This is a genomic window from Massilia niastensis DSM 21313 (assembly GCF_000382345.1).
In the GTDB taxonomy this organism is placed as follows: Bacteria; Pseudomonadota; Gammaproteobacteria; order Burkholderiales; family Burkholderiaceae_D; genus Telluria; species Telluria niastensis.
Genome location: NZ_KB908082.1, coordinates 96,304 through 121,857, shown reverse-complemented (window position 1 = coordinate 121,857; position 25,554 = coordinate 96,304). Strand labels below are relative to the sequence as shown.

The window sequence follows — 25,554 nt, the reverse complement described above, 5'->3', positions numbered from 1 at the left end:
CTCCGCGCTAGTTCGGTGCCGCATTATAAGCAGTTCGCTCATCCTGGGCCGCCACGTATCCGGCCAGCAGGACGCCGAGGCGCGGCAGGCCGGCGCGCAGGCGTTCCCAGTCCGGGACCGCGGCCGCCGCCTCGAGGTCGGCGCACAGCTGCTGCAGCGCCGCCTCGCCGAGGTGGCTGGCGCTGCCGCGCAGGCCGTGCAGCACCCGGCCGGCGCCATCCGCGTCGCCCGCCGCGACGGCGGCGTCCAGCTCCGCGCGGCGGCGCGGCAGGTCGGCGGCGAAGGCGGCCCGCAGGCGCGCCGCCAGGTCATCGGCGCGCCGGCCCGGATTCGGCGGCGCCGCCGGCGCCGGCGCGGCGGCGCCGGATATCACCCCGAACATCGCGTCCAGCGCCGCCATGGCCGATTCCGCCGCGGCCGCCGCCTCGGGCAGGCGCAGCGGCTCGAGCAGCACGCCGCGCGCAAGCTGGCGCTCGATCGCGCGCGAGACTTCCAGGTGCAGCTCGGCCTCGTCGATCGGCTTGGTGAGGAAGCCGTCCATGCCGCAGGCCAGGTAGCGCGCGCGGTCGTCGCCGGTGGCGTTGGCGGTCAGCGCCACGATCATCACGTGCTGGTCGAGCACCCGGGCGTCCGGCGCGCCGCCGGCGCGGATCAGGCGCGTGGCGGTGGCGCCGTCCATCTCCGGCATGCGCCCGTCCATCAGGACCAGGTCGTAGCGCGTGCGCGCGCAGGCCGCCACCGCCTCGGCGCCGTTCTCGACGATATCGACCTCGTGGCCCATCTCCTCGAGCATCAGGCGCGCGATGATCTGGTTGGTCGGGAAGTCCTCGGCGCACAGCACCTTCAGGCGGTGGCTGTGCGGCGCGCGCGCGGGGCGCTCGACCGTCGCCGGCTCGACGCCGTCGGACAGCGGCAGCAGCACGCTGAACACGCTGCCCTTCCCTTCGGTGCTGTTGACGCCGATGGTGCCGTCCATCAGCTCGACCAGCTGGCGGCAGATCGCCAGCCCGAGCCCGGTGCCGCCGTAGCGGCGGGTGGTGGTGGTGTCGGCCTGCTCGAACTTCTGGAACAGGCGCGACAGCGCGTCGGGCGGGATCCCGATGCCGGTGTCGCGCACCGTGAAGCGGATCATGTGCCGGCCCCCGCCCTGGGCCTGGTCGTCCACGCGGCGCTCCACCTGCACCTTCACGCCGCCGCTGCGGGTGAACTTGAAGGCGTTGCCGACCAGGTTGACCAGGACCTGGCGCAGCCGGGTCGGGTCGCCCACCACGTAGCGCGGCAGGTCGTCGTCCAGGCTGACCGCGAAGTCCAGGCTGTGCGCCGCGGACTGCTCCTGGAACAGGCTGGCGACGTTGCCGATCGCCGCGTGCAGGTCGAAGTCGATGCGCTCCACCGTCAGCTTGCCGGCCTCGATCTTGGAGAAGTCGAGCAGGTCGTTGATGATCGCCAGCAGCGCCTGCGCATTGGCCTGGCCGCGCAGGATCTGCTCGCGGGTGCTGTCGCGCAGCCCGGCGTCGCGCAGCGCGAAGCCGAGCATGCCGATCACGCCGGCCAGCGGGGTGCGCATCTCGTGGCTCATGTTGGCCAGGAATTCGGATTTCTGGCGCGTCGCGTCCTCGGCGCGCTGCTTCGCATGGCGCAGGAAGTCCTCGTTCTCCTGCAGGGTGCGGTAGGCGCGCGTGAGCTCGTTGGTCTGCTGGCGCACGCGCTGCTCCTGGTCGCGCAGTTCGCGGGTCTGGCGCTCCAGCATGCGGTTCTGGTGCTCGACCTGCTCGGTGCGCGCGCCGACCTGCAGCTCCAGCCATTCCTTCTGGCGCCGCAGCCCGGAGACGCGCATGCGCAGCACGGTATACACCACGGTGCAGACCAGCACCACGGCGCCGAGCTGGAACCATGACGTGCCCCACAGCGGCGGCTCGATCGTGATCGCCAGCGCCGCCACGTCGTCGCCCCAGATGCCGTCCTTGTTGGCGGCGCGCACCCGGAACACATAGGTGCCCGGCTCCAGGTTGGTATAGGTGGCGAAGCGCTTTTCGGCGTCGCTCTGCACCCAGCCTTCGTCGAAGCCGTCGAGCCGGTAGGCGAACAGGTTGCGGTCGGGGGCGGCGAAGTGCAGCGCCGCGAATTCCATGGTCAGCACGGTGGAGCCGGCCGGCAGGGTCACGTCGGTCGCGCGCTCCACGGGGCCGGACAGCACGCCCGGCAAGGCCTGCTCGATCGGGCGGTTGAACACCTGCAGGCCGGTGATCACGGCGCGCGGCGGAATGCGGTTGTCGCGGATCGCGCGCGGGTTGAAGGCGGTGATGCCGTTGAAGCCGCCGAAGTACAGGGCGCCGTCGGAAGCCTTGAGCGCCGAGGCGTCGACGAAGGCGCCTTCGGTGATGCCGTCGGCGGCGGTGTAGCTGCGCCAGCGCCCGGTCTTGCGGTCGAAGCACGACAGGCCGCTCGAGGTGCTGATCCAGATGCGGCCATCGCCATCCTCGAGCATCGCGGCCACCGCGTCGTCGATCAGGCCCTCGTGCGTGGTGTAGCGTTCGAAGCTGATCGAGCCGTCCTTTGCCGTCACCAGGCGGTTCACGCCGCCGGCGGTGCCGACCCAGATGTCGCCGCGGCTGTCTTCCAGCAGGTAGTGGACTTCGCTCTGGCTCAGGCTATTCCTGTCGTAGGGGTCGTGGCGGAAGTGGCGGAAGCGCCCGCTGGCGCGGTCGAGCAGGTCGAGGCCGTCGAAGGTGCCGACCCAGAAGCGGCCATGCCGGTCTTCCAGCATCGGGCGGGTGGTGTCGTCGGCCAGGCTGGTCATCTTGCCGGCGTCGTGGCGGTAGCTGGTGATGGCCATGGTGTCGGGATCGAGCCGGTGCATCCCGCCGCGCGTGGTGATCCACAGGTAGCCGTCGCGGCCCGCCATGAGGCCGCGCACGATGTTGGCCTCGGCGCCGCCCGGCAGCACATGGCGCCGGAAGCGCCCGCTGCGCTGGTCGAAGGCGGTGATGCCGGTGCGGCTGCCGATCCACAGCAGGCCGTTGCGGTCGCGCGCCAGCGCGGTCGCCGGGGCGTCGATCAGGCTGTTCGGGTTGCGCGGCTCGTGGCGGTAGACCTCGGCGCGCCCGGTGGCCGGGTCGAAGTGGCTCAGCCCCGTGGTGCTGCCGACCCACAGGCGCTGCCCGTCCTCGAGGATGGCGCTCACCTTGCTGTCGGCCAGCGACCCGGGCATGCCGGCCCGGGCCACGATGCGGGCGAAGCCGCCGCTGCCCAGGTCCACGCGCGACACGCCGCCGTACCAGGTGCCGACCCAGAAGGTGCCGACCCGGTCGCGGTACAGCGAGGCCACCTGGTTGTCCGCCAGGCTGTAGCGGTCGTTGACGGCGTTGCGGTAGCTGTCGAAGCGGTCGCCGTCCGCGCGCCAGCGGAACAGGCCGTCGTCGTGGGAGCCGATCCAGATCGTGTCCTGCACGTCCTGGTACAGCGCCGTGATCCAGTGCAGGCCGATCCCGTCCTGCGGGCCGAAGCGGCGCACCCTGCCCTGCTCCGGTCCGTGCAGCGCATGCCGCTCCAGGCCGCCGAAGCGTCCCACCCAGAGGCGCTGGGCCTTGTCGACCAGCAGCGTATGCACCGGGCGCGCGCGCGCATCCAGCTCGGACGGGTGGCGCGTGAATTGCCGGCGCGTCGGATCGTAGCTGTCCAGGCCCGCATTCGTGCCGATCCACAGGCGCCCGCCGGCGTCCAGCGCCAGCGCATGGATGCCGTCGTCGCTCAGGCTGCCGTCGTCTCCGCGCGCGTGGTGCCAGGTGCTGAACTTGCCGGTCAGGGTGTCGAAGTGCTGCAGGCCGTCGGCGGTGCCGATCCAGAAACCGTCGCCGCCATCGCTGACGATCGCCGAGATGTGGCGGTTGCCGCTGCCGCGCCGCGCCGGTTCGTCGGGCAGGTACAGCACGAAGCTGCGGGTGGCCGGATCGTAGCGGTTCAGGCCGCCGTCGGTGCCCAGCCAGAGGGTGCCGTGGCGGTCGACGTACAGCACGCGCACCCAGTTGTTGGCCAGGCTCTTCGGGTTGCCGATCTCGTTGCGGTAGTTGATGAAGCGGTAGCCGTCGAAGCGCGACAGGCCGGACTGGGTGCCGAACCACATGAAGCCGTCGCGGTCCTGCACCACCGTCTGCACCGATTCCTGGGCCAGCCCCTGCTGCACCGACAGGTGCTCGAAGCGCAGGGTCGGCTCGGGCGTGACCGCGCGCGCGCCTGCCGCCAGCGCCAGCAGCAGGACCAAAACCAGGAAACGTGTGAGTGTCATCATGGGGCGAAGAAGGCCAGCACGTCGCCGCGCCGCGCCAGGGTGTCGTGTTCGCCGAGGCGGATCAGCTCGCGCGTGTAGCTGGCCTCGAACAGCAGGTAGGACGCGAGCGCGGAGCCGCGCGCCTCGGTGGCGCCGATCCCGCCCAGCAGGCTGCGCACCGGCGGCGGCAGGCTCCCGGTGTGGCGCGCCGCGATGTCGTCGAGGCGCTCGGAAGGCGCGATGACGAGCAGCCTGATCGGGCGCAGCGGCACCGCGGCGCGGGCCTGCGCGGGCACGCTCCCGATGGTCTGGTTGATGCGCTGGAGCCGTTCGATGTCGGCGGCCAGGCTGTCCAGGAAGATCGAGGACAGCGCATGGCCTGCCACCTGCGCCAGGCTGGGATAGCCGCCGCTGTCGGCCTCCTGGCGCTCCGGTTCGTGCATGCGGCCCGCGCCCACCACCAGCACCCGGGTCGCGCCCAGGTGGATCGCGGGCGCGATCGGCGCCAGCTGGCGCATCGAGCCGTCGCCGCAGTACTCGCGGCGGCCCGCCAGGTACAGCGGCACGGCCGGGAAGATGAAGGGAATCGCGCTCGACGCCAGCAGGTGCTCGACGCCGATCTGGGTCGCCAGCGCCAGGCGCTGGTGGCGCTTCCAGGGTTCGATGGTGTACGCGCTCTGGTAGAACGTGATGTGGTGGCCGCTGCTGTACGACGAGGCGGTGACGGCCAGCGCATGCAGCACGCCGTCGGCGAGCGCCGCGTCCAGGCGCGGCAGGTCGAGCACGCGGTGCAGCAGGCCGGCCAGCGGGGTGTTGTCGAGCAGCGAAGTGGGTGGCGAGGCATGCCATTTGCGCAGCAGCCAGCCGAACGACAGCAGCGACAGCCAGCGCGCGCCGGAGCGCAGCACCGCCAGCGAATCGGCCCGGTAGACGGCGTGGGCGGCGACGTTCTCCCACACCGCCAGCAGGCCGCGCACGCCGCTGGCGAAATCGTCGGCGCGGCAGGCCAGCGCGGTCGCGTTCAGGGCGCCGGCCGAGGTGCCGCAGAGGATGTCGAACGGGGTGTGGCGGGAGCTGCGGCCGGCGTCCGCCAGGATGCGCCATACGGCATGCAGCACCCCCGCCTGGTAGGCGGCGCGTGCTCCGCCGCCCGTCAGGATCAATCCGGTTTTCTCTTTACTCTCCACCTGACAAGGTTAGCAAAAACCAAGTGTCTTGAGGGAAATAAAACCGGATTATTCGCCTTTTGCCACACCTTCGCGGCGCGGATCGGCGCCGCCGAACCACAAGGGCACGCCGTGGATCGAGATGCGCTCGATGCCGTGCAGGCCCGAAGTCTGGTCGCTGATGCGCACCTGATGGCCGCGCGCCTGCAGCTCGCCGACGGTGGCGGCCGGGAAGCGCCCCGCTTCCAGCTCGGTCGGGCCGTTGCGGCTGCCGAAGTTCGGCAGCGCGATCGCCTGCTGCACGTTCATGCCCCAGTCGAGGGTGCCGACCAGCACCTTGGCGACATAGTTGATGATGGCCGGGCCGCCCGGCGAGCCGACCGTCAGCACCAGCTTGCCGCTGGCCTTGTCGAACACGATGGTCGGCGACATCGCGCTGCGCGGGCGCTTGCCCGCCTCGACGCGGTTCGCGACCGGGCCGTCGGCGTCGCGCGAGTCGAAGGAAAAGTCGGTCAGCTGGTTGTTCAGCATGAAGCCGCCGACCATCTGGCGCGAGCCGAACGCATCCTCGATGGTGGTGGTCATCGCCAGGCCCATGCCGTAGCCGTCGACCACCGCCACGTGCGAGGTGGATGGGGTCTCGATGGCGTTGTCGGTGCCCCACGCGACTTCCATGCCCGGCGGGGTGCCGGCCGGCGCTTCGCCCATCGAGCGCTGCTGGACCAGGTTGGCGCGGCGCGCCAGGTAGGACTTGTCGATCAGGCTGGGCACGCCGCGTCCCGGCAGCGGCACGAAGTCGGTGTCGGCCGCATAGCGGTTGCGGTCGGCGTAGGCCAGGCGCCCCACTTCCGAGAACACGTGCACGGCCTGCGCGCCCGGCACGCCGTTGGCGGGCGCGAGCGCCTTCATGTCCATGGTCTCGAACATGCCCAGCATCTGCGCCACCGCGATGCCGCCCGAGGACGGCGGCGGCATGCCGCATACGGTGTATACCCGATAATCGCTGCACACCGGCGTGCGTACCTTGGGCCGGTAGCCGGCGATGTCGGCGGCGCTGAGCAGGCCCGGATTGGTCGGGTGGCCCGCCACCTTGGCCGCGATGTCGCGCGCGATGCGGCCCTTGTAGAAGGCGTCGGCGCCGCCTTCGGCGATCTCGCGCAGGGTCCTGGCCAGTTCCGGGTTCTTCAGCACGTGGCCGACCGGCCAGGGCTGGCCGTCGCGGTCGTAGAAGTAGGCGGCGGCCACCGGGTCCTTGCGCAGGTGGGCGTCGCCCGCCAGCAGCGCGTGCAGGCGCCGGCTGACCGCGAAGCCGTCCTCGGACAGGCGGATGGCCGGCTCGAACAGCGTCTTCCACGGCAGCTTGCCGTGCTGGCGGTGCGCCAGCTCGAGCATGCGCAGCACGCCCGGCGCGCCCACCGAGCGGCCGCCGACGATGCCCTCGGTGCGCGAGAGCGGCTTGCCGTCGGGGCGCTGGAACAGGTGCTCGTCGGCCTTGCCGGGCGCGGTCTCGCGGCCGTCGAACGCCTGGGTCTGCCTGCCGTCGTAGTGGACCAGGAAGGCGCCGCCGCCGATGCCCGAGGACTGCGGCTCGGCCAGGGTCAGCACCAGCTGGGTGGCGATGGCGGCATCGATCGCGCTGCCGCCCTGCTTCAGGATCCGGTAGCCGGCATCGACCGCGAGCGGGTTGGCCGCGGCCACCATGTAGTTGCGGGCCGGCCAGCCGGCCTTCTCGGCATAGCCGCTGGCCGCTTCCGGCGCGCGCTGCAGCGATTCCTGGGCCAGCAGGGGCTGGTGGGCCAGCCCGGCCAGCGCCAGGCCGAGGGCAAGCATCTTCAGTGTGTTCAATCGGCTCTCCAAAAGCAAAACGGGCGCGCGGCCTGCGCCGCGCGCCCGACATCCGGCTCCATCGTACAGCATTCGCCGGTTGCTTTCAGGACAGGCTTATTTCGGCTGCATGCGGATCGCGCCGTCCAGGCGGATCGTTTCGCCGTTCAGCATGACGTTTTCGATGATGGCCTTGGCCAGGTGCGCATATTCCTTCGGCATGCCGAGGCGCGGCGGGAACGGCACCATCTTGCCGAGCGAGTCGCGCACTTCCTGCGGCATGCCCATCAGCATCGGGGTCTCGAAGATGCCCGGGGCGATGGTCATCACGCGCACGCCGCTGCGCGCCAGGTCGCGCGCCATCGGCAGGGTCATGCCGGCCACGGCGGCCTTGGACGAGCCGTAGGCGGCCTGGCCGATCTGGCCGTCGAAGGCCGCGACCGAGGCGGTGTTGATGATGACGCCGCGCTCGCCGTACTCGGCTTCGGCGGTCTTGCCCATCGCCTCGGCGGCCAGGCGCGCCATGTTGAAGGTACCGACCAGGTTGATGTTCACGGCGCGCTGGAACACGTCCAGCGGATGCGGGCCGTCCTTGCCGACGGTCTTGACCGCGGGCGCGACGCCGGCGCAGTTGACCAGGCCGCGCAGCGTGCCCAGGGCCACGGCCGCTTCGACCACGGCCTTGCCGTCCGCTTCCGAAGTGACGTCGCACTTGACGAACTGGCCTTTCAACTCCGCTGCCAGCGCGGCGCCGGCTTCGGCCTGGACGTCGGCGATGACGACCTTGCCGCCCGCTTCGGCGATCATGCGCGCAGTGGCCGCTCCCAGGCCCGACGCGCCACCCGTGACGATGAACACATTGTTCTGAATTTGCATGGTTTTCCCTTGTAAAAGTACTTTGCCGTTTACGTAAACGTCAATCAACGGCATTGTAGCGAACTTTTGCGCGGAAAAACCATGAGCTCATCCGCTTGCGTCAAAAGCATTGCATCGTGGTGCCGCTGCGGTTGCACAGCCGGCCGCTGCTGCTGACGGCGGCATTGCCGATCCCGGTGCGGTAGGTCGCGCCCGAGGTGTCGGCGCAGATGCCGCCGCTGCAGGTCGTGATCTGGGCCGGCGCCGGCGCCACGGGCGCCGGCGCGCCGGCGGCCGGGGCCGCGATCCGCCCGTACGGATGGGCCGACGGGGCCGGCGCGGCGATGCGCGGCGTGCTCTGGATGCGCTGCTGGATCGAGCGGCGCGGCGCGCGCCTGGTCTTGCCCTCCTTGTTCGGCTGCTCCTTCGCGGCGGGCTGCTCCGGCTGCGCGGGCTGGGGCGCCGGGCGGGCCGTCGGGTCGAGCTCGTTCTGGCGCGACTGCGGCGGCGCGCCCGCCTTCTCTTCCTGGGCCTGGGGCCGGACATCGGCGCCGGCGGCCGGCGCGGAGCTCTCCTGCGGGTCGAGCACCGGGCCGTAGGAGATGGGCGGCGCCTGTCCCTTCACGCTCCCGGTACTCTGGGCGCAGGCGCCGCCGGCGGCCAGCGCAGCCAGCAAGGCAAGGATGGCTCTGGAATGTTTCATGGTTCACCTCGCAGGCTTGACAAGCGATAAGCCATTATCGGCTTGCTCAGGCGGACACGGCGCACACGAAACACTTTCTCGCACGCGTGAAGGCGTTTCCGGACAGGAAGGTGTGGGCTGACGAAAAAAAAGCGGACCCTCAGGCCCGCTTCTTTCGCAGCGACGGAAACTTACTCCGCCAAGGCCGCAAACGCCGCGTCACGCACCTGCTCGACCGGGCCCACGCCCGAGATCTTGCGGTACTTCGGCGCGCCCGGCAGGCCCGACTGGGCCCACTTGTTGTAGTAGCCCAGCAGCACTTCGGTCTGGTTGTGATACACCTCGAGGCGCTTCTTGACGGTTTCTTCCTTGTCGTCGTCGCGCTGGATCAGCGGTTCGCCGGTCACATCGTCGGTGTCGGTCACGCGTGGCGGGTTGAACTTGACGTGGTACACGCGGCCCGAGGCCGGGTGGGTGCGGCGGCCCGACATGCGCTCGACGATCATCACGTCCGGCACGTCGATTTCCAGCACGTAGTCGATGTTGACGCCGCTGTCCTTCATCGCGTCGGCCTGCGCGATGGTGCGCGGGAAGCCGTCGAACAGGTAGCCGTTGGCGCAATCGGCCTGCTTCAGGCGCTCTTTCACCAGGCCGATGATGATGTCGTCCGACACCAGCTGGCCGGCGTCCATCACCTTCTTGGCGGCCAGGCCCAGCTCGCTGCCCGCCTTGATCGCCGCGCGCAGCATGTCGCCGGTCGAGATTTGCGGAATGTTGAACTTTTCCTTGATGTAGTTAGCCTGGGTGCCCTTGCCGGCGCCGGGCGCTCCTAACAGAATGAGACGCATGAGTTTCCTAGAGTCCTAGAGGATAATGAAAAAAACGGGATATTGTGGTTGGCGAGCGATCGCGTGGTGATGCATTCCTGACTACCTTGACCCGAAAGTTACCACAAAAGTCATCCTCAACGCCAATCCTGGGGCCTGCCGACGCCATTTTTTGACACAGCGGCGGCGCTGCGCCGCCGCGGATGGCGCGGGCTCAGGAGGCGGCGTAATGCAGGCGCACGCGCGCCAGGTCTTCCGGGGTGTCGACGCCGCCCGGCGGCGCGCTGTCGGTGACGTGCACCGCGATCGGGTAGCCGTGCCACAGCACGCGCAACTGTTCCAGCGCTTCGATCTGTTCGAGCGGCGCGCTCTCCAGCTTCGGATAGGCCTGCAGGAAGGCGTTGCTGTAGGCGTACAGGCCAATATGGCGCAGCGGCACATAGCCCTCCGCCAGCACCTGGCGCGACTGGGCGAAGGCGTCGCGGTGCCAGGGAATGGTGGCGCGCGAGAAGTACAGCGCGCGCCCGGCCTTGTCCAGCACGACCTTGACCACGTTCGGGTTGAAGGCGTCGGCCGCATCGGCGATCGGATGGGCGCAGGTCGCCATCGGCACGCCGTCGCGGATGCGCGCGGCGCAGGCGGCCAGCAGGGCCGGGTCGATCAGCGGTTCGTCGCCCTGCAGGTTGACCACCACCTCGTCGTCGGCCAGGCCGAGCACCAGCGCCACCTCGGCGATGCGGTCGGTGCCGGAAGGATGGTCGGCGCGGGTCAGGCAGGAGTGCACGCCGTGCGCGGCGCAGGCGGTGGCGATGTCCTGGTGGTCGGTGGCGACGATGATGCGCGAGGCGCCGGATGCGCGGGCGCGCTCGGCCACGCGCACCACCATCGGCTTGCCGCCGAGGTCGGCCAGCGGCTTGTTCGGCAGGCGGGTCGAGGCCAGCCGCGCCGGGATGATGACGGTAAAGCTCATACCGCCTCGATCTTGCGCGCCTGGTCAGCCCACATGATGGGGATGCCGTCGCGGATCGGGTATGCCAGGCGGTCCGGGCGGCAGGTCAGTTCCTGCGCCTTCTTATCGTATTCAAGCGGTCCCTTGCACAGCGGGCAGACCAGGATATCAAGCAGTCGAGCGTCCACGACATTTCTCCACGATTTGTTCGGCCAGCGCAGCATCGAGCTGCGCCGTCACGGGCACGACCCACAGCCGTGGATCGTCCTTCAGGTTATCAAGTTGCCGACATTTTACTGCATCCTTCTCCGTGATCAGGATGACATCGGCATCGAGGGCCGCAAACGGCTGGTCGAGGAAATCGTGGTGGTCGGGCAGGGGCAGCTCGGCGAAGTCCAGTCCATGGCCGCGCAGCATGGCGAAAAAGCGGCCCGGATTGCCGATGCCGGCGCTGGCGACCAGGCGCTTTCCCGCCAGCGCCGCCAGCGGCACCGGACTGCCCGCGCCGGACAGCGGCTCCGCCAGGCCGCCCTCGAGCTGCATGCGGTAAGGCCGCCCGCCCACCGCGTCCGCCAGCGCGGCCGTGATGGCGGGCGCGTTGACGACCGTGAAGTCGCGCCGGCGCGACGGCGCCTCGCGCAGCGGGCCGGCCGGCAGGGTCCAGCCATTGCCGACGCCGCGGCCGTCGAACAGCACGATCTCGACGTCGCGCGCCAGCGCGTAGTGCTGCAGGCCGTCGTCGGCGATCAGGACGTTGACTTCCGGGTGCGCGGCCAGCAGCGCCCTGCCCGCCTCCGCGCGGCGGCGCCCCACCACCACCGGGCAGGCGGCGCGCGCGGCGATCAGGAGCGGCTCGTCGCCCACTTCGCGCGGATCGGAGGAAGGCAGCACGTCGCGCGGGGCGCTTTCCTTGCCGCCGTGGCCGCGCGAGATCACGCCCGGACGCAGGCCGGCGGCGCGCAGCGCCCGGGCCAGCCAGATGGTCAGCGGGGTCTTGCCGGTGCCGCCGATGAAGATGTTGCCGACCACGACCACCGGCACCGGCAGGCGTTCGGACTTCAGGACCCCCGCGCGGAACAGCAGCGCGCGCGTTGCCGCCAGCATGCGGAACAGCAGCGCCAGCGGCAGCAGCGTCCAGGCCAGGATGCCGCGCCGCAGCCAGGCCCGGGTCAGGGTCGTTTCGAGATGGGATGGGGATGCCATGCGGGAGCGGCGCGGGCGGCAATGCGCCCGCGCCGTCGGTTTATTTCTTCGCGCCGGTCTGGGCGGCGAAGGTCAGCTTGTCGTAGCCGGCCACGCGCGCCGCTTCCAGCACGTTGATGACCATCTGGTGCATCGCGAACTGGTCGGCGTTGACGATCACGACCGGGCTGGCCACGACCCGCCCTTCGGTGGTGCGGGCGGCGTTCTTGAGGTCCTGGGCCAGGCCGGCCACGCTGTGGAAGGACACCGGCAGGCTGTTCACCGTGTAGTTGCCCTTGGCGTCGATGGTGACGTTGATCTCGAAGGGTTTCTCGGCCGGCTTGTCGGCCTCGGCGGTCGGCAGGGTGATCTGCAGCTCGGTGAACTTGCTGTAGGTGGTCGACACCATCAGGAAGATCAGGACGACCAGCAGCACGTCGATGAAGGGGATCAGGTTGATCTCCGGATCCTCGCGCTTGCGGCCGCGGCGGAAATCGATCATTTGCGCGACCCGTGGACGACGTCGACGAACTTCACGGCCTGCAGTTCCATGTCGACCACGAAGGTGTCGACCAGGTTGCGGAAGTGGCGGTAGAAGACCAGGGCCGGCATCGCGATCGCCAGGCCGAAACCGGTGTTATACAGGGCCACCGAAATGCCGTGCGCGAGCTGGGCCGGGTTGTTGCCGCCGGTCGGGGCCTGGGCGCCGAAGATCTCGATCATGCCGACCACCGTGCCGAACAGGCCCATCAGCGGGGCCAGCGAAGCGATGGTGCCGAGCGTGGTCAGGAAGCGTTCCAGGCCGGTGGCCACGCCGCGCCCCGCTTCCTCGATCGATTCCTTCATCACGTCGCGCGGCGCGTCGACGTTGCGCAGGGCGGCCGCCAGCACGGTGCCGAGCGGCGAATTCTGTTCCAGCTTGTCCACCACGTCCGGCGTGACCTTGCCGTTGCGGTAGACGCGGATCACTTCGTCCAGCAGCTGTTTCGGGAGGATCTTCTCGCGACGCAGGTAGATGATGCGTTCGACGATCAGGGCAACGGCAACGATCGACGCGACCAGCAGCAGCCAGATAGGCCAGCCTGCGGCTTGAAAAATGGCGAGCAAGAGAAACTCCTGAGGTGTGGAAATGAATTCGGCAATGTAACAAGTTGCCAGCAAAGCGGCAAGTACAGTTCTGCACATCTTCTGTGGATAAAATTGTGCGCAAGGCCTTGCGATAGCACAAAGACCCTTGATTTTTATAGGCTTTTTGATCCTGCGCAAGAAAATGGCAGTCTCATGGGCTGGCCTGTGCGGGGTGGCGGCGGCCTGCTGAGGCCGACTGGCTTGTTCACCCCAACATGTAGTTACGAACAAATTCTGTGGACAAAAGTGTGTGCAATGCGACCCAGAAACACCCAAGTCCTTGATATGCATGGATAATTTTCCATAGATCAAAAAACAGGCAGCGAGCCGACGTGTACTTCTCATCCATGACCGCAAGGTTCCTCACATTTTTTGTGGACAAGAGTGTGAGCAAGGGGCAATTCTTGATCGTAAGTGCTTGATCCATTGAGAAAAACTCTCAGCGCTTCAAATTTAAGCAAATCACGTAAATGCATAACATTTGCGACCCGAAACGACTTGGATTGCTTCTTTTGTTTGCCAATTTTGCTCGGGATACAGGGAAAGTACGGCTGTGCACATTTTTTGTGGATAACAGTGTGTGGAAACCGCCGAATGCCATGCTAAGTCATTGATTCTAATCAAGTCGACCTGCCGTGCCTAGAAAACAGGCAGTACTGTATGAACATACAGAATCAGAATTTCCCCAAAAGAAACATCGTCCCGTCTCCGCGACATCCGCAGTGTTGGGCAGCTTGTGCACATGTTTTGTGGACAAGATTGTGTGCAAGGCTATTTTCCACACGGTAAGCCATTGATCTAGAACAAGAAAGTTTCCACGCTTCATTTTTGAGCATGCCTGCTCCCTTGCCGGCCCTGCACTAGCCCCTGGCTCCCGGCCGGGCGGCAGCCCTGGCTATTCACAGCTTTTGTGGACAAGCATGTGATCAAGCCCAAGGTACTAGCGCTAAGTATCTGATTTAAATCAAGCATCCTGCACTGCCCAAATCCTGCGCAGTCTTGGGTCTTATGGATGAGTTCCACACAGATTTTGTGGATAAGATTGTGGCCAAGTGGGGAGACTCACCGCTAAGCCATTGAATTTAAACACATCTTTTATTCTGCATTGAAAAGCGGCAACAGAAAGTTCTGCACAGGCAGGTGAAAAGCCCTTGTCGTTTAAGGGAAGATATGACATAAGCATCAGCTTTGCCTTTTCCCCCGCCAGCCATGCACGATGCCGACCCCGCCTACACCGCTCCGCCGGTGCTGACCGTCACCGCCCTGAACCAGCAGGTGGCTCGATTGCTCGAGCGTAGTTTTCCACTGGTCTGGATCGGCGGCGAGATTTCCAACTTCACGCGGGCCAGTTCGGGCCACTGGTACTTCACCCTGAAGGACGATGCCGCCCAGGTGCGCGCCGTGATGTTCCGCAGCCGCGCGCAGATGGCGGGCTTCAACCCGCGCGAGGGCGACCGGGTCGAGGTGCGGGCGCTGGTCACGCTGTACGGCGCGCGCGGCGACTACCAGATCAATGTCGAGGCGATCCGCCGCGCCGGCGTGGGCCAGCTGTACGAAGCCTTCCTGCGCCTGAAGGAAAAGCTGGCGGCCCAGGGCCTGTTCGACCCGGAGCGCAAGCGCGCCCTGCCGCTGTTCCCGCGCAGCGTCGGCATCGTCACGAGCCCGCAGGCGGCCGCGCTGCGCGACGTGCTGACCGCCCTGCGCCGCCGTGCGCCCCACGTGCGGATCGTGCTCTACCCGGCGCCGGTGCAGGGCCAGTTCGCGGCCGACAGGATCGCCGAAGCCATCATGACCGCCTCGCGCCGCGCCGAAGTCGACGTGCTGCTGGTCTGCCGCGGCGGCGGCTCGATCGAGGACCTGTGGAGCTTCAACGAAGAATGCGTGGCGCGCGCGATCGACGCCTGCGCCATTCCCGTGATCTCGGGCGTCGGCCACGAGACCGACGTCACCATCGCCGACTTCGCGGCCGACGTGCGCGCCGCCACCCCGACCGCGGCCGCCGAACTGGCCGCCACGCCGCGCGCCGACTGGCTGGCCTCGCTGGAAGCCGATGGCGCCGACCTGCGGCGCGCGATGGAGCGCACGCTGTCGGACGCCAGCCAGGGGCTGGACAACCTCGGCCGCCGCCTGCTCAGCCCCTCGGCGCGGATCGGCAACCAGCGCCTCAAGCTGCTGGCGATGGCGAGCGCGATGACCCACGCGCTGCACGTGCCCGTCAACCGCCACGGCATGATGCTGGCCCAGCTGCGCCAGCGCTGGTCGCGCTACCGCCCCGACATGCGCGCGCTGCGCGCCCAGCTCCTGTCCGACCAGCGCCACCTGAACGCCAGCCTGTGCAGCCAGGTCGAACGGCGGCGCGACGCCCTGCATGCGCTGTCCGCCCAGCTCGAACTGCTGAACCCGCAGCGCACCCTGGAACGCGGCTATGCGATCGTGCGCGACAGCAAGGGACAGGTGCTGCGCGACCCGGCCCAGATCAAGGTGCGCGACACGCTGACCGTGCGCCTGGCCAACGGCAGCGCCGAAGTCGGTGTGGCGCAAGTGCAAAGCATTCTCGAATGAAGCGCTTCTTTTTAGCGCTTCATGCAACATTATGTTATCCGGTTTAGAATAAGCGCCCGTTGCCAACTCATTAAGGACAGAACATGGAACATACCCTGCCGCCCCTGCCGTACGCCAAGGACGCTCTCCAGCCGCACATCTCGGCCGAGACCCTCGAATACCACCACGGCAAGCACCACCAGACTTATGTGACCAACCTGAACAACATGATCAAGGGCACCGAGTACGAGAACATGGCCCTCGAAGAGATCATCAAGAAATCCTCGGGCGGCGTGTTCAACAACTCCGCCCAGGTATGGAACCACACCTTCTTCTGGAGCTGCATGACCCCGAACGGCGGCGGCGCACCGACCGGCAAGGTCGCCGACGCGATCAACGCCAAGTGGGGCTCGTTCGACAAGTTCAAGGAAGAGTTCAACAAGTCGGCGCTGGGCAACTTCGGCTCGGGCTGGACCTGGCTGGTGCAAAAGCCGGACGGCAGCGTCGACATCGTCAACACCTCGAACGCCGGCACCCCGCTGACCACCGCCGACAAGGCCCTGCTGACCGCCGACGTCTGGGAGCACGCCTACTACATCGACTACCGCAACGCCCGCGCCAAGTTCCTGGAAGCCTTCTGGAACGTCGCCAACTGGGAATTCGCGAACCAGAACTTCGCCTGAATGACCTGACCGTTCCGCGGCCCGCCGCCGGAACGCGTCCCGACATGGCCCGCAATGCGGGCCATGTTTGTTTTTTACCACGCTGCAGGGCTGCTCCAGGCGGTATATGGCGAATCTGGAACTCAATCCTGTCAGATTTGACAGGATTGTGGGAAATGGTGAATCTTCACGCTGTCGAATTTGCTATTGTTTGGCCTTTTTTGCAAGCAAGCGAGTACTTCATGACGCTCCGTAAATACCTGCCGAAAGCAATGAAACCCATGCTCGTGCTCCTGGCCGTCGCCGTCCTGTTCTTCGAGTGGCACCGGATCGGCGACCAGGTGGGCCGGATCATGTACTACTTCCTTCCCGGTTGACCGTCGCCGGTGGCGCCGGCCACGCCCTAGTCGCCTCCTCCCCCGCCGCATCCGGAGCCGCAACTGGAGCCGCAACTGGAGCCGCCACTGGAGCCGCCACTGGAGCCGCCACCGGCGCCGCCCCCCGCGGCCCCATCCCCGTCGCAGCCATTGCCGCCGTCCGCGCCATAGGCGCCATGGGCGCCCGGGTCGCCGCCCTGTTGCCCGCGCATGGCCTCGTCGTAGGCCTGGCTGCCGATCAAGCCTGCCGCCAGCAGCGCGGCAAGCGTGATGTCGGGATGCGGCTGCGGCGTCCCGGAGCGCCGCCCGTTTCCGTCGAGCCGGCGGTACACGACTTCGCCCCGGCAGGACCAGTAGCCGTGGCCGCGCGGCATCCTCAGCCGGGCGTCCAGCGCGAACAGGCCCGGCACTGCCGGCCCCTGCGCCGCGATGCCGTCGATGCTCCGGCAGGCCACCAGCGCTGCCGCCAGTGCGCCCCGGCCCAGCAGCGCCGCCTCGCGGTGCGGGACCGGCGCGCCGAAGTGGCGCCTGCAGTAGTTCTCCAGGCCCGCCGCGTCGTGGCGCAGCCAGGCGTGCCATACCGAGTCCGCCGCCAGCGACGGCAGGCTGCAGGGCGTCCGGCGCGCGCTGACCGCATCGAAGAAGTTCAGCAGGCCTTCGGCGGCGCGGACGAAAAAAAAGGCATCCGTCGGGATGCCTGGAAATTCGTCCGGGGCGCTGCGCCGCCATGCGGCGGCAAGTCCGGGCGGCAGGTCGGCGAGCCGCGACCGGTAGCGCGAGACACGCCCGTAGCGACGGGCGCGCAGTTGGTTCAGCCATTCCATGTCCAGTCTCCTCGTTGTCATTATCGTCTTTTATGGGCCCAGCATATGCCCGCTGCATGACAGGACGATGACACGATGCCGGCCTGTGCCTGGAGGGCATGGTCAAGACGACCATTGCTGCCCAGGCAGGCTGCAGGCGCCGCACTTGTCACGAATATGTAATCGAATGTCTCTCAATTATGGAGGTTGTGATTTTCAGCAATTGGTCGCATACAATCACAGTCCAAGGAGAACTGTATGTACCGTGTAATGTTGGTGGAAGATGACGCGCGATTGGCCGAGCTCGTCATGGAATACCTGTCCGGCTATGAATTTTCGGTCGATCTGGTCACGCGCGGCGACCTGGCGCTCGAACGCTTCAAGGAGCTCTCTCCGGACGTCGTTGTGCTCGACCTGATGCTGCCCGGCCTCGACGGCATGGTGGTGTGCCGCCAGCTGCGCGAGATGTCCGAGGTGCCGATCCTGATCCTGACCGCGCGCGAGGATTCGTACGACGAAGTCTCGGGCCTGGAACAGGGCGCGGACGACTTCGTCAACAAGCCGGTCCAGCCGCGCGTGCTGCTGGCGCGCCTGCGCGCCCTGATGCGCCGCACCCAGGCCAAGGGCGGCAACGATTCGCGCGTGCTGCAGTTCGGCGCCCTGCGCATCGTCACCAGCGACCGCAGCGTGGTCTGGCGCGGCCAGCCCTGCGTGCTGTCGAACACCGAGTACAAGCTGCTGCTGGTGCTGGCCGAGGCGGCGGGCCGGGTGCTGTCGCGCGATGCGCTGCTGAAGAAGATGCGCGGCATCGAATTCGACGGCCTGGACCGCAGCATCGACAACTGCATCTCGAAGCTGCGCCGCAAGTTCGACGACGCGGACTCGGAAAAGATCAAGACGGTGTGGGGCGAAGGCTACCTGTTCTCGCCCTCGGCCTGGAACTGAGGGTTTACTCGAACAAAGGGACGATCGCCAGCGGCGCGTTATAGGTGACCACCTGGACGCGCTCGCCAGGTCCGAAGCGGTAGGTCACGACCGGGAAGTCGTCGTCGACATCGCCCGCGAAGGCGGCGCCGCGCGCCAGCGGCAGGGCCTGCTCCCCCCCGTCGGCGCGACGCACGCGCGCGCCGGCTTCCACACCCTTCTTCGGAAACACCAGCCGCACGCCGGCGCACTGGCGGCCGCGCGCGGACGCATCGCTGTAGCGGGCGAAGCCGAGCGCCTGCTCGCAGGCCGCGCGCAGCTCGGCCGCGTCATAGGCGCCGTCGGCGCGCGGCGCGATCGTCACGCGCGGCCTGAGCGCGAATCCGCCCAGGCGGCGGTTCGGCGCCAGCACCGCATTCTCGTCATAGGCGGCCTTCAGGAGCGGCAGCACGCCGCGCCCGGTCGCATCGAGCGGCAGGTTGGTCTGGACGGTTTTTCCCGTCAGCGCCAGCTGCACGCCTTCCGCGAGCGCACCCTTCTCTTTCGGCGCCACCTGCAGGTGGCTCTGGAGCAAATTCTTCGCTCCGCCGTATTTATCAAAAAGCACCATCGACCGGTAAGCATCACGATAGCTTACCCAGTCGCCCGCCTGCGGCTGCGCCTGGGCCACGGCCAGATTGGCCGTCAGCAGCAGGGGCACGCATGCGGTAAGGTGCGGGAATCGCATCATCAGAACCGGTAGGCGAGTGCGGTCGAAACCGTCACGTTGGTCGGCCGCTCGGCGAGCGGGCTAGTGCGGGCATTGCCCACCAGGCGCGTGGCCTGGACATGGGTGGTCAGCATCCACGACGGACTCAGGGTCCAGTTCCAGCGCGCGCCGAGACGCACATCCTTCAGGCCGCCGCCCGGGCGGTACTCCGGATGGCCGCTGGCGAAGGATTCGGCCTCGGTGACGCCGAAATACGACTGGTTGTAGGCGCGGTTGACCACCGACACCCCGGCGCTGAACGACAGGGTGTGGTGCGGCGCGACCTGCGCGGCCAGGCGCTGCACGCCCAGGTCCATGCGGGCGCCGTCGCGGTCATGGCCGGAGCCGACCACCACGCTGCTGGTCAGGCGCCACTGGGGCGCCAGGTAATAGTTGAAGAAGCCGCCGCCTTCGAGGCGGTAGCGGATATCGTCCATGCCCGACAGCGGGTTGCCGCGGGCGGCGCGCGCCACGAGGCTCGGCAGGCCCGACATCTCGACCACGCCGATGCCGCGGCCGCTGCCGGACTCGTCGCGGCCCGGATGCAGGGTCAGCAGCGGGCCATACTCGACCGTCGGACGGTCGGACAGGTGCATGCCGGCGCTCAGTCCCGAGATGAACAGGCCGTTGCTCCATTGGACCTGGAGCACCGGCAAGGCCGATACCTTCCTGCTGTCCGCCCCCTCGTAACGCGGAGCCGACACGACGCCCAGCCCCGCGTACATATCGCGGCTGCCATCGGGCATCGGGTTGGTGGTCGGCGTCTGTGCGCTTGCAGCGCTGCCCGAGACGGCCAGGACCAGGACGAGAAGCTGTTTCATCTTTTGCACAATCGGAAAGTTCGGTAACTCGTTATTTTACGTCGAGCAAGCCGCCCTCCCCCCGGGTTTGTTACTTCAAGGTACGAATTTCTTCGGTGAACTGCGACGGGACCCAGCTTGGTGCATTCGGAAACGACTGCTCCGTCGCCGCAGGCATGACAGCAGCCAGTCGCTTCCTGCTCGAATAAAAAAACCCACCGACACTCGCGCATCAGGTGGGCAAACGGAAAACCTTCAGGTTCCTGATGTAGGAGCATCTTAGCCGCTCGCCCCGCCGAGTTCCGCCTTCAGATGTCGACGAATTGTCATCATTTTGTAAGGCCCCACGCCGATCCTCTTGCCCCTGTACAATGCCGGGCGAGGAGAAGTCAATGCATCTGGCAGTATTTCGTTACCGACAGTTACCAAGGACCACAGCATGAACCGGATTTTCTTCCGCTTCTTCGTGCTCGTCATGCTGTCGATCACGGCGGCGACCTTTGTCATCTACTTCGCGTTCAGCCGCCTGTTCGGCGATCCGCTGGAAGACATCGCGCGCAGCCAGGCCGCGGCCCAGATCTTCCTGCTCGAACAATATGTCGACCAGGCGCCCGCCGACGAATGGCTGGCGCGCCTGAACAATGTGCGCGAAGTGTCCGACGTGCGCTATGACCTGCTCCCGCTGGACCAGGCGCGCGCGGCCCTGGGCGCGGCGCAGCGGGCGGCGCTCGACCGCGGCGAGATCGTGCTCGAGCCGGCCAGCCGGGCCTTCTACCGGCGCGTCGACCTCGAGGGCGAGCGCTACATCGGCAGCCACGAGGAAGTGCTGCATGCGCGGGACTTGCCGATCGACATCGGACAGGCGCTCAAGATGGAAGCGCTGCGCTACGTGATCGTCGCGGTGGCGCTGCTGGTGCCGATCGCCCTGTGGTCGCGTTCGCACTGGGAAGGATTGCAGTCGCTGTCGCGCATGGCGGACGAATTCGGCGGCGGCAAGCTGTCGGTGCGCTCTCACATGAAGCCCTCGGCCAGCATCTATCCGCTGGCCGAACGCATCAACCATATGGCGGGGCGCATCGAACACCTGCTGGATTCGCAGCGCAGCCTGCTGCATTCGGTGTCGCACGAACTGCGCACGCCGATCGCGCGCCTGGAGTTCGCGCTCGAACTGCTCGACGCCCGCGCCAGGGACCCGGACCTGCACAAGCGCATCGCCGCCATGGAGGGCGACCTGGCCGAACTGAACAACCTGGTCAGCGAACTGCTCGACATGAGCAAGCTCGACAGCGCCAATTCGCTGAACAGCGCCCCGGTCGAGCTGGACGCGCTGCTGCGCGACTGCTGCAACGCGCTGCCGCCGGCCGCCCACGCGCTGGCATGCGAACTGGGTGAGGACCTGGGCACGATCGAGGCGGACGGCCGCCTGCTGGCGCGCGCGGTCGGCAACCTGCTGCGCAACGCGCTGAAGTATGCCGGCGCGCGGGTGCTGCTGTCGGCCCGGCGCGATGCCGAAGGCATCGAGATCGCGGTCGACGACGACGGCCCCGGCATTCCGGCAGAAGAGCGCGACCGGATCTTCGACCCCTTCTACCGGCTCGACCGCAGCCGCGACCGCGCCACCGGCGGCTTCGGGCTCGGCCTGTCGATCGCGCGCAAGGCGGTGGCCCTGCATGGCGGCAGCCTGCGCGCCGAGCGCTCGGCGCTGGGCGGGGCGCGCTTCGTGATCGCCCTGCCCATGGAAGCAAGGGCTGAATCTGCCCAGCAATAAATAAACAAATTCGTTTACTTAATTGCTATTGCAGAGTACGCTCGACGGGTCTCCTTATGCGGCCCCCTCCATGAACGACCGCCTGCTCATCGCCACCTTGTGCGGCCTCGGATTGCTGTCCACCACCGGGGCCTCCCTTCCCTATCCCTTGCTGGCGCCGCTGTTCGCGGACGGCGGCGCAAACGGCCTGAACACCTTCCTCGGCCTGCCGCCCAAGATGCTGCTCGGGATCGCGCTGATGATCAATCCGGTCGGGCTGCTGATCGGCAGTGCGGTGCTGGGCCCGCTGTCGGACGGCTTCGGGCGCCGCCGCGCGCTGCTGCTCACCACCATCGGGGCGGCGGTCGGCCACCTGCTGACGGCGGCGGCGATGGTGATGGAATCCTATGTCCTGTTCCTGGGCGCGCGCTTCGTCACCGGTCTGCTGGAGGGCAATGGCGCCGTGATGCGCGCGATCGTGATCGAACGGATCCAGGGGCCGCTGCGCAACCATGCGCTGTCCTGGCTGAACGGCGCCTTCCACCTGGGCTGGCTGGTCGGGCCGCTGCTGGCCGGCTTCTCGATGGGCGGCGGGGTCGCGCTGCCCTTCCAGGTCGCATCCGGCGCGCTGCTGCTGGGTGCGCTCTGCGTCCGGATCAGCCTGCCGGCCGGCGCCGCCCATGCGCCGGCGCTGGGCTGGTTCGCCACCGCGCGCCAGCGCCACGCCTTCACCCTGCTCGGGCACGCGCCGCTGCGCAAGCTGTTCAACGTCCATTTCGCCTATGCCTGCGGGGTCGCCGCCCTGTACGAATTCTTCCCGCTCTGGCTGGTGGATATCGGCGGCTATGACGCCCGTCGCATCGCGCTGGTGAACATGGGCATGTGCGCCCTGATGACGTCGAGCGCGCTGTTCGCCGGACGCGCCAGCCCCCTCGACGGCCGCAAGCGCGCCGGCTCGCACGCGGGCCTGGCGGCCGCCGCGATCCTGTGCGTGGGCCTGGGCAACCTGTGGCTGGGCGTGCTGGCGATCGTCCTGTTCGGGGTGCCGCATGCCTACTACAACGCCGCGCTGCAGACCTGGTCGGCGGACCAGTTCGCCCACCATGGCCAGGGCAGCGTGATGGCCCTGCTGTCCACCACCTTCTGCCTGGCGAATATCGTGATGGCGCTGGTCGGCTCGGTGCTGACCCTGGTCGATACCCGCGCCATCCTGATCCTGGGCGGCCTGCTGGCTGCCTGGGCCGCCCTCGCGATGCGCAGCTGGAGCGTGCACAGCGTGCATCCGGGGCTGGAGAAGCCATGAGCACGATGGAACAGACCCTGCTCCACCTGAAGCTGCGCGGCCCGCAGACGGCCCAGGCGCTGGCCGGCCTGCTGCAGCTGACCTCGATGGGCGTGCGGCGCCACCTGGAGCAGGCCCAGGAAAAGGGATTGGTGAGTTTCGAGGACAACCCGGGCAAGGTCGGGCGGCCGGTGCGGCGCTGGCGCCTCACGGACCGCGGCCACGCGCGCTTCCCCGACCGCCATGCCGAACTGGCGCTCGAGCTGATCGCCCAGGTGCGGGCCCTGTTCGGCGAGGACGCCATCGAGCGCCTGGTCGCCGCGCGCGAACAGGCCGGCGAAGCGCTCTACCGCGCGCGGATCGACGGCAAGACAGTGCTGGCGGAGCGGGTGGCGGCGCTGGCGGCGGCGCGCGACGAGGAAGGCTACATGGCCGAGGCGCAGGCGCGGGAAGACGGCGGCATGCTGCTGGTCGAGCACCACTGCCCGATCTGCGCGGCGGCGCGCAGCTGCCAGGATTTTTGCAGGTCGGAGCTGGACGTGTTCCAGCGCGTGCTGGGGCCGGAGGTGAAGGTGGTGCGGATCGAGCACCAGCTGAGCGGGGCGCGGCGCTGCGCGTACACGGTGACGCCCGCGTCGACAACATCGTAGGGTGGGCGGATTTCCGCCCACGCGGCGATCGCTAGCGGTTTCGGTATCGTGCTCGACGATCCTGCCGCCAACAATCACCGCGTGGGCAGCAAAGCTGCCCACCCTACGCGCTTATTTCTTCCTGGCGTAACGGCTGGGCTCTTCGTCGTACCGCCCGCGCACGTGCGTCGCGCCGACCCACAAATGTTCCCACCAGTGCTCGCGCGAGTGCACGGTCACGAGGCATTTCTTGTCGACCTCGCCCTTGAAGACGGGATCGGCACACTTGTTGGTCATGAGCGCGTAGCGCTGGTTCTCGGCATTGACGAGCGCGATGGCGAGCCAGACGGCGATGCCTGCGAACAGCACCGCCAGCGACCATGCGATGTGGTTCACATTGCTGGTCTCAAACAGCTCGTCCTCGTTGGGCCGGGACCCATCGTACATCTTGAGGACTTCGCGCTCGACATCTTTACTCATTTCGTCTTGGCTGCCTTCGCTACCAGTGCGTCCATGACCTGGCTGGTGGCTTGCATCAGCTGGCCCATATCCTGGATTTTATTCGATTCCGCCACGGTTGCCGGCGACAGCACGTATTTGCCGTCGATCACGATGGTCGGGGTGCTGCTGACCTTGTAGGCGGCCGACACCTGCTGCAGGCGGCGCAGCTTGGTCGTCACGCCGAACGAATTCCACGCTTCCATGAACTTCGCCTTGTCCAGGCCGTTCGAGGTCGCCCAGGCGATGATCGCGTCATCGGTGGACAGCTTCTTGCGCTCGACGTGCACGGCGCGGAACACCTTGTGGTGGAACTCTTCCAGCTTGCCCATCGCTTCCAGCGTCAGGAACAGGTGCGCTTCCGGATCGGCGGGGCCCTGGAACGGCAGGTGGATGCGGCGCATGACGATGTTGTCGCCCTGCTTCTTGACCCACTGGTTCAGGGCCGGTTCGAACGCATTGCATGCCGGGCAGTGGTAGGCGAAGAACTCGATGACCTCGACCTTCTTGCCCGTTGCCTGGACCGGTTGCGGGGCCGACAGCGTGGTGTATTCGGCGCCGTTTTTCGGATCGGCTGGCGAAGCGTTGGCGACACCGGCGATCAGGCTGGCGGCAACGAGGGCAAAACGCAGAGAGCGCATAACTATCCTTCCACAAAGTGATTAAGCGAACGACCGCGAGATTACCACTTTTTTGCTCTCCTCTATGAACCTGGGCCAACTTTTTGCAATTGCTTACCTCTTTAACGCGCCGCTAACGGCGCCGTTGACGGGCCGACTCGAGCTGCTCGCACAGCCGCGCGGCGCCCTCGGCGGTGCGCGGGCCGGGCCGGCTCAGCAAATCCCCATCGACCGTGAACAGGTTGCCGCGCCTGACCGCCGTCATGCCCTTGTAGGGCTGCCACAGCCCCAGGCCGGGATTGGCCGGGTCGTAGCGCCTGCCGGCCAGGACCACTTCGGGATCGCGCTCCAGCACCGCCTCGATGCTGACCTCGGGCGCGACCACCTTCAGTTCGCCGAACACGTTGCGCCCGCCGCAGAGGCGGATGATGTCGCTGGCGATCTGGCCGTCGTTCAGCGTGTACAGGGGCCGGTCCCAGATCTGGTAGAACACCGTGACCGGGCTGCGCCTGCCGTAGCGCTGGGACAAGGCGGCGATCTGGGCGCGGTAGCCGGCGGCGGCCGCCTGCGCGGCGCTGCTCGTTCCCATCAGCTGCCCGAGGCGCACCAGGTTGTCGGCCACCCCTTCCAGCCGGCGCGGCTCGCTGTGGAAGACGGGGATGCCGAGGCTTTCCAGCTGGGCGATCTGGCGCGCGGTATTCCCGCTGTGCCAGACCACCAGCAGGTCGGGCTTCAGCGCCAGCACCCGCTCGACGTCGACCTGGCTGTTGCTGCCGACCAGGGGCAGCTTCTTCGCCGCTTCCGGGTAGTCGCTGTAGTTCATCGCGCCGACCACCCGCTCGCCGGCGCCGGCCGCGTACAGCAGCTCGGTGACGTGCGGGGCCATCGAGATCACGCGCTGCGCGGGCTTGCCGAGCGTGATCCGGCGGCCGGCATCGTCCACCACGCTGACGGCGGCCTGGCCGGCCGACGCCATCGACATGGATGCCAGCAGCACGGTCTTCAACAATCGTTTCATCGAGCTCTCCGATGGCCGGGACCCG

24 protein-coding genes are annotated in these 25,554 nt (G+C 67.7%); 7 read left to right on the top strand and 17 right to left on the bottom strand.

From position 1 onward, the window contains the following. Positions 1 to 7: 7 nt before the first annotated feature. The 11 genes from H162_RS30230 to H162_RS0106015 all read right to left on the bottom strand — a co-directional run bounded on the left by H162_RS30230 (position 8) and on the right by H162_RS0106015 (position 12,859). Positions 8 to 4,288 carry a two-component regulator propeller domain-containing protein gene (locus H162_RS30230; protein WP_229451953.1) on the bottom strand — a complete coding sequence of 1,427 codons (4,281 nt, stop codon included), beginning with the start codon at positions 4,286 to 4,288 and terminating at the stop codon, positions 8 to 10. Then, a complete protein-coding gene (locus H162_RS0106060) occupies positions 4,285 to 5,430 on the bottom strand; it encodes a patatin-like phospholipase family protein (RefSeq protein ID WP_020652560.1) in 1,146 nt (381 codons plus the stop codon). Before H162_RS0106060 ends, H162_RS30230 begins: the two co-directional genes overlap by 4 nt. A gap of 72 nt (positions 5,431 to 5,502) precedes the next feature. Then, the gene (gene ggt / locus H162_RS0106055) at positions 5,503 to 7,263 is read right to left on the bottom strand and encodes a gamma-glutamyltransferase (RefSeq protein WP_040786612.1); all 1,761 of its coding nucleotides are present in this window, start codon (positions 7,261 to 7,263) and stop codon (positions 5,503 to 5,505) included. A 111-nt stretch (positions 7,264 to 7,374) separates the two neighbouring features. Then, complete coding sequence (locus tag H162_RS0106050) at positions 7,375 to 8,133, bottom strand: 3-hydroxyacyl-CoA dehydrogenase (RefSeq protein WP_020652558.1); 759 nt, start codon at positions 8,131 to 8,133, stop codon at positions 7,375 to 7,377. Between the two features lie 100 nt (positions 8,134 to 8,233). Then, entirely contained in the window at positions 8,234 to 8,815 is a 582-nt protein-coding gene (locus H162_RS0106045) for a hypothetical protein (RefSeq protein WP_156885486.1), read from the bottom strand. 170 nt (positions 8,816 to 8,985) lie between these two features. Then, complete coding sequence (gene adk / locus H162_RS0106040; protein ID WP_020652557.1) at positions 8,986 to 9,642, bottom strand: adenylate kinase; 657 nt, start codon at positions 9,640 to 9,642, stop codon at positions 8,986 to 8,988. Positions 9,643 to 9,835: 193 nt separating this feature from the next. Beyond that, positions 9,836 to 10,591 carry a 3-deoxy-manno-octulosonate cytidylyltransferase gene (gene kdsB, locus H162_RS0106035; RefSeq protein WP_020652556.1) on the bottom strand — a complete coding sequence of 252 codons (756 nt, stop codon included), beginning with the start codon at positions 10,589 to 10,591 and terminating at the stop codon, positions 9,836 to 9,838. Further along, on the bottom strand, positions 10,588 to 10,758 hold the full coding sequence (locus tag H162_RS33110) for a Trm112 family protein (RefSeq protein ID WP_020652555.1): 171 nt from the start codon (positions 10,756 to 10,758) through the stop codon (positions 10,588 to 10,590). The genes kdsB and H162_RS33110 overlap by 4 nt, the downstream gene beginning before the upstream one ends. Next, a complete protein-coding gene (gene lpxK, locus H162_RS0106025; protein ID WP_020652554.1) occupies positions 10,739 to 11,773 on the bottom strand; it encodes a tetraacyldisaccharide 4'-kinase in 1,035 nt (344 codons plus the stop codon). Before lpxK ends, H162_RS33110 begins: the two co-directional genes overlap by 20 nt. Positions 11,774 to 11,813: 40 nt before the next feature. Further along, a complete protein-coding gene (locus H162_RS0106020; protein WP_026354288.1) occupies positions 11,814 to 12,251 on the bottom strand; it encodes an ExbD/TolR family protein in 438 nt (145 codons plus the stop codon). Further along, positions 12,251 to 12,859 carry a MotA/TolQ/ExbB proton channel family protein gene (locus H162_RS0106015; RefSeq protein ID WP_020652552.1) on the bottom strand — a complete coding sequence of 203 codons (609 nt, stop codon included), beginning with the start codon at positions 12,857 to 12,859 and terminating at the stop codon, positions 12,251 to 12,253. The genes H162_RS0106020 and H162_RS0106015 overlap by 1 nt, the downstream gene beginning before the upstream one ends. Positions 12,860 to 14,089: 1,230 nt before the next feature. On the opposite strand from H162_RS0106015, the gene xseA reads away from it, so the two are divergent. From xseA to H162_RS35530, 3 genes are all read left to right on the top strand, one after another. After that, complete coding sequence (xseA, locus tag H162_RS0106010; protein WP_020652551.1) at positions 14,090 to 15,442, top strand: exodeoxyribonuclease VII large subunit; 1,353 nt, start codon at positions 14,090 to 14,092, stop codon at positions 15,440 to 15,442. Positions 15,443 to 15,525: 83 nt separating this feature from the next. Further along, the gene (locus H162_RS0106005; protein ID WP_020652550.1) at positions 15,526 to 16,104 is read left to right on the top strand and encodes a superoxide dismutase; all 579 of its coding nucleotides are present in this window, start codon (positions 15,526 to 15,528) and stop codon (positions 16,102 to 16,104) included. Between the two features lie 221 nt (positions 16,105 to 16,325). Beyond that, the gene (locus tag H162_RS35530) at positions 16,326 to 16,460 is read left to right on the top strand and encodes a hypothetical protein (RefSeq protein ID WP_267872144.1); all 135 of its coding nucleotides are present in this window, start codon (positions 16,326 to 16,328) and stop codon (positions 16,458 to 16,460) included. Positions 16,461 to 16,486: 26 nt separating this feature from the next. On the opposite strand, the gene H162_RS33910 is transcribed toward H162_RS35530, so the two are convergent. Continuing rightward, on the bottom strand, positions 16,487 to 17,284 hold the full coding sequence (locus H162_RS33910) for a UCP032817 domain-containing protein (protein ID WP_020652548.1): 798 nt from the start codon (positions 17,282 to 17,284) through the stop codon (positions 16,487 to 16,489). 237 nt (positions 17,285 to 17,521) lie between these two features. Between H162_RS33910 and H162_RS0105985 the strand changes: the two genes are divergently transcribed. Continuing rightward, on the top strand, positions 17,522 to 18,208 hold the full coding sequence (locus tag H162_RS0105985) for a response regulator (protein WP_040786581.1): 687 nt from the start codon (positions 17,522 to 17,524) through the stop codon (positions 18,206 to 18,208). A gap of 4 nt (positions 18,209 to 18,212) precedes the next feature. Here H162_RS0105985 and H162_RS0105980 read toward each other — a convergent pair whose 3' ends face one another. Together H162_RS0105980 and H162_RS0105975 are read right to left on the bottom strand one after the other, a co-directional pair. After that, positions 18,213 to 18,917 carry a hypothetical protein gene (locus tag H162_RS0105980; RefSeq protein WP_026354287.1) on the bottom strand — a complete coding sequence of 235 codons (705 nt, stop codon included), beginning with the start codon at positions 18,915 to 18,917 and terminating at the stop codon, positions 18,213 to 18,215. Continuing rightward, on the bottom strand, positions 18,917 to 19,756 hold the full coding sequence (locus H162_RS0105975; protein ID WP_020652545.1) for a MipA/OmpV family protein: 840 nt from the start codon (positions 19,754 to 19,756) through the stop codon (positions 18,917 to 18,919). Before H162_RS0105975 ends, H162_RS0105980 begins: the two co-directional genes overlap by 1 nt. Before the next feature lie 418 nt (positions 19,757 to 20,174). Between H162_RS0105975 and H162_RS0105970 the strand changes: the two genes are divergently transcribed. The 3 genes from H162_RS0105970 to H162_RS0105960 all read left to right on the top strand — a co-directional run bounded on the left by H162_RS0105970 (position 20,175) and on the right by H162_RS0105960 (position 23,414). After that, a complete protein-coding gene (locus H162_RS0105970; protein ID WP_020652544.1) occupies positions 20,175 to 21,503 on the top strand; it encodes an ATP-binding protein in 1,329 nt (442 codons plus the stop codon). Positions 21,504 to 21,573: 70 nt separating this feature from the next. Beyond that, a complete protein-coding gene (locus H162_RS0105965) occupies positions 21,574 to 22,785 on the top strand; it encodes an MFS transporter (RefSeq protein WP_020652543.1) in 1,212 nt (403 codons plus the stop codon). After that, the gene (locus tag H162_RS0105960; RefSeq protein ID WP_020652542.1) at positions 22,782 to 23,414 is read left to right on the top strand and encodes a helix-turn-helix transcriptional regulator; all 633 of its coding nucleotides are present in this window, start codon (positions 22,782 to 22,784) and stop codon (positions 23,412 to 23,414) included. Before H162_RS0105965 ends, H162_RS0105960 begins: the two co-directional genes overlap by 4 nt. A gap of 111 nt (positions 23,415 to 23,525) precedes the next feature. Here the strand turns inward: H162_RS0105960 and H162_RS30225 are convergent, their stop codons facing one another. The 3 genes from H162_RS30225 to H162_RS0105945 form a co-directional block, all read right to left on the bottom strand. Continuing rightward, positions 23,526 to 23,873, bottom strand: a complete 348-nt coding sequence (locus H162_RS30225; RefSeq protein WP_020652541.1) for a hypothetical protein — start codon at positions 23,871 to 23,873, stop codon at positions 23,526 to 23,528. Further along, positions 23,870 to 24,532 (bottom strand): thiol:disulfide interchange protein DsbA/DsbL, encoded by a 663-nt coding sequence (locus tag H162_RS0105950; RefSeq protein WP_020652540.1) that lies wholly within the window; start codon positions 24,530 to 24,532, stop codon positions 23,870 to 23,872. The genes H162_RS30225 and H162_RS0105950 overlap by 4 nt, the downstream gene beginning before the upstream one ends. A gap of 112 nt (positions 24,533 to 24,644) precedes the next feature. Next, a complete protein-coding gene (locus H162_RS0105945) occupies positions 24,645 to 25,529 on the bottom strand; it encodes a cobalamin-binding protein (protein WP_026354286.1) in 885 nt (294 codons plus the stop codon). Between the last annotated feature and the right edge of the window lie 25 nt (positions 25,530 to 25,554).

Coding starts and splice junctions, on each gene's coding strand:
- xseA (WP_020652551.1), top strand. CDS start 14,090: ATGCACGATGCCGACCCCGCCTACACCGCTCCGCCGGTGCTGACCGTC.
- H162_RS30225 (WP_020652541.1), bottom strand. CDS start 23,873: ATGAGTAAAGATGTCGAGCGCGAAGTCCTCAAGATGTACGATGGGTCC.
- H162_RS35530 (WP_267872144.1), top strand. CDS start 16,326: ATGACGCTCCGTAAATACCTGCCGAAAGCAATGAAACCCATGCTCGTG.
- H162_RS0105985 (WP_040786581.1), top strand. CDS start 17,522: ATGTACCGTGTAATGTTGGTGGAAGATGACGCGCGATTGGCCGAGCTC.
- H162_RS30230 (WP_229451953.1), bottom strand. CDS start 4,288: ATGATGACACTCACACGTTTCCTGGTTTTGGTCCTGCTGCTGGCGCTG.
- H162_RS0105980 (WP_026354287.1), bottom strand. CDS start 18,917: ATGATGCGATTCCCGCACCTTACCGCATGCGTGCCCCTGCTGCTGACG.
- lpxK (WP_020652554.1), bottom strand. CDS start 11,773: ATGGCATCCCCATCCCATCTCGAAACGACCCTGACCCGGGCCTGGCTG.
- kdsB (WP_020652556.1), bottom strand. CDS start 10,591: ATGAGCTTTACCGTCATCATCCCGGCGCGGCTGGCCTCGACCCGCCTG.
- H162_RS0105970 (WP_020652544.1), top strand. CDS start 20,175: ATGAACCGGATTTTCTTCCGCTTCTTCGTGCTCGTCATGCTGTCGATC.
- H162_RS0105975 (WP_020652545.1), bottom strand. CDS start 19,756: ATGAAACAGCTTCTCGTCCTGGTCCTGGCCGTCTCGGGCAGCGCTGCA.
- H162_RS0105945 (WP_026354286.1), bottom strand. CDS start 25,529: ATGAAACGATTGTTGAAGACCGTGCTGCTGGCATCCATGTCGATGGCG.
- H162_RS0105965 (WP_020652543.1), top strand. CDS start 21,574: ATGAACGACCGCCTGCTCATCGCCACCTTGTGCGGCCTCGGATTGCTG.
- H162_RS0106050 (WP_020652558.1), bottom strand. CDS start 8,133: ATGCAAATTCAGAACAATGTGTTCATCGTCACGGGTGGCGCGTCGGGC.
- H162_RS33910 (WP_020652548.1), bottom strand. CDS start 17,284: ATGGAATGGCTGAACCAACTGCGCGCCCGTCGCTACGGGCGTGTCTCG.
- H162_RS0106045 (WP_156885486.1), bottom strand. CDS start 8,815: ATGAAACATTCCAGAGCCATCCTTGCCTTGCTGGCTGCGCTGGCCGCC.
- adk (WP_020652557.1), bottom strand. CDS start 9,642: ATGCGTCTCATTCTGTTAGGAGCGCCCGGCGCCGGCAAGGGCACCCAG.
- H162_RS0105960 (WP_020652542.1), top strand. CDS start 22,782: ATGAGCACGATGGAACAGACCCTGCTCCACCTGAAGCTGCGCGGCCCG.
- H162_RS0106005 (WP_020652550.1), top strand. CDS start 15,526: ATGGAACATACCCTGCCGCCCCTGCCGTACGCCAAGGACGCTCTCCAG.
- ggt (WP_040786612.1), bottom strand. CDS start 7,263: ATGCTTGCCCTCGGCCTGGCGCTGGCCGGGCTGGCCCACCAGCCCCTG.
- H162_RS0105950 (WP_020652540.1), bottom strand. CDS start 24,532: ATGCGCTCTCTGCGTTTTGCCCTCGTTGCCGCCAGCCTGATCGCCGGT.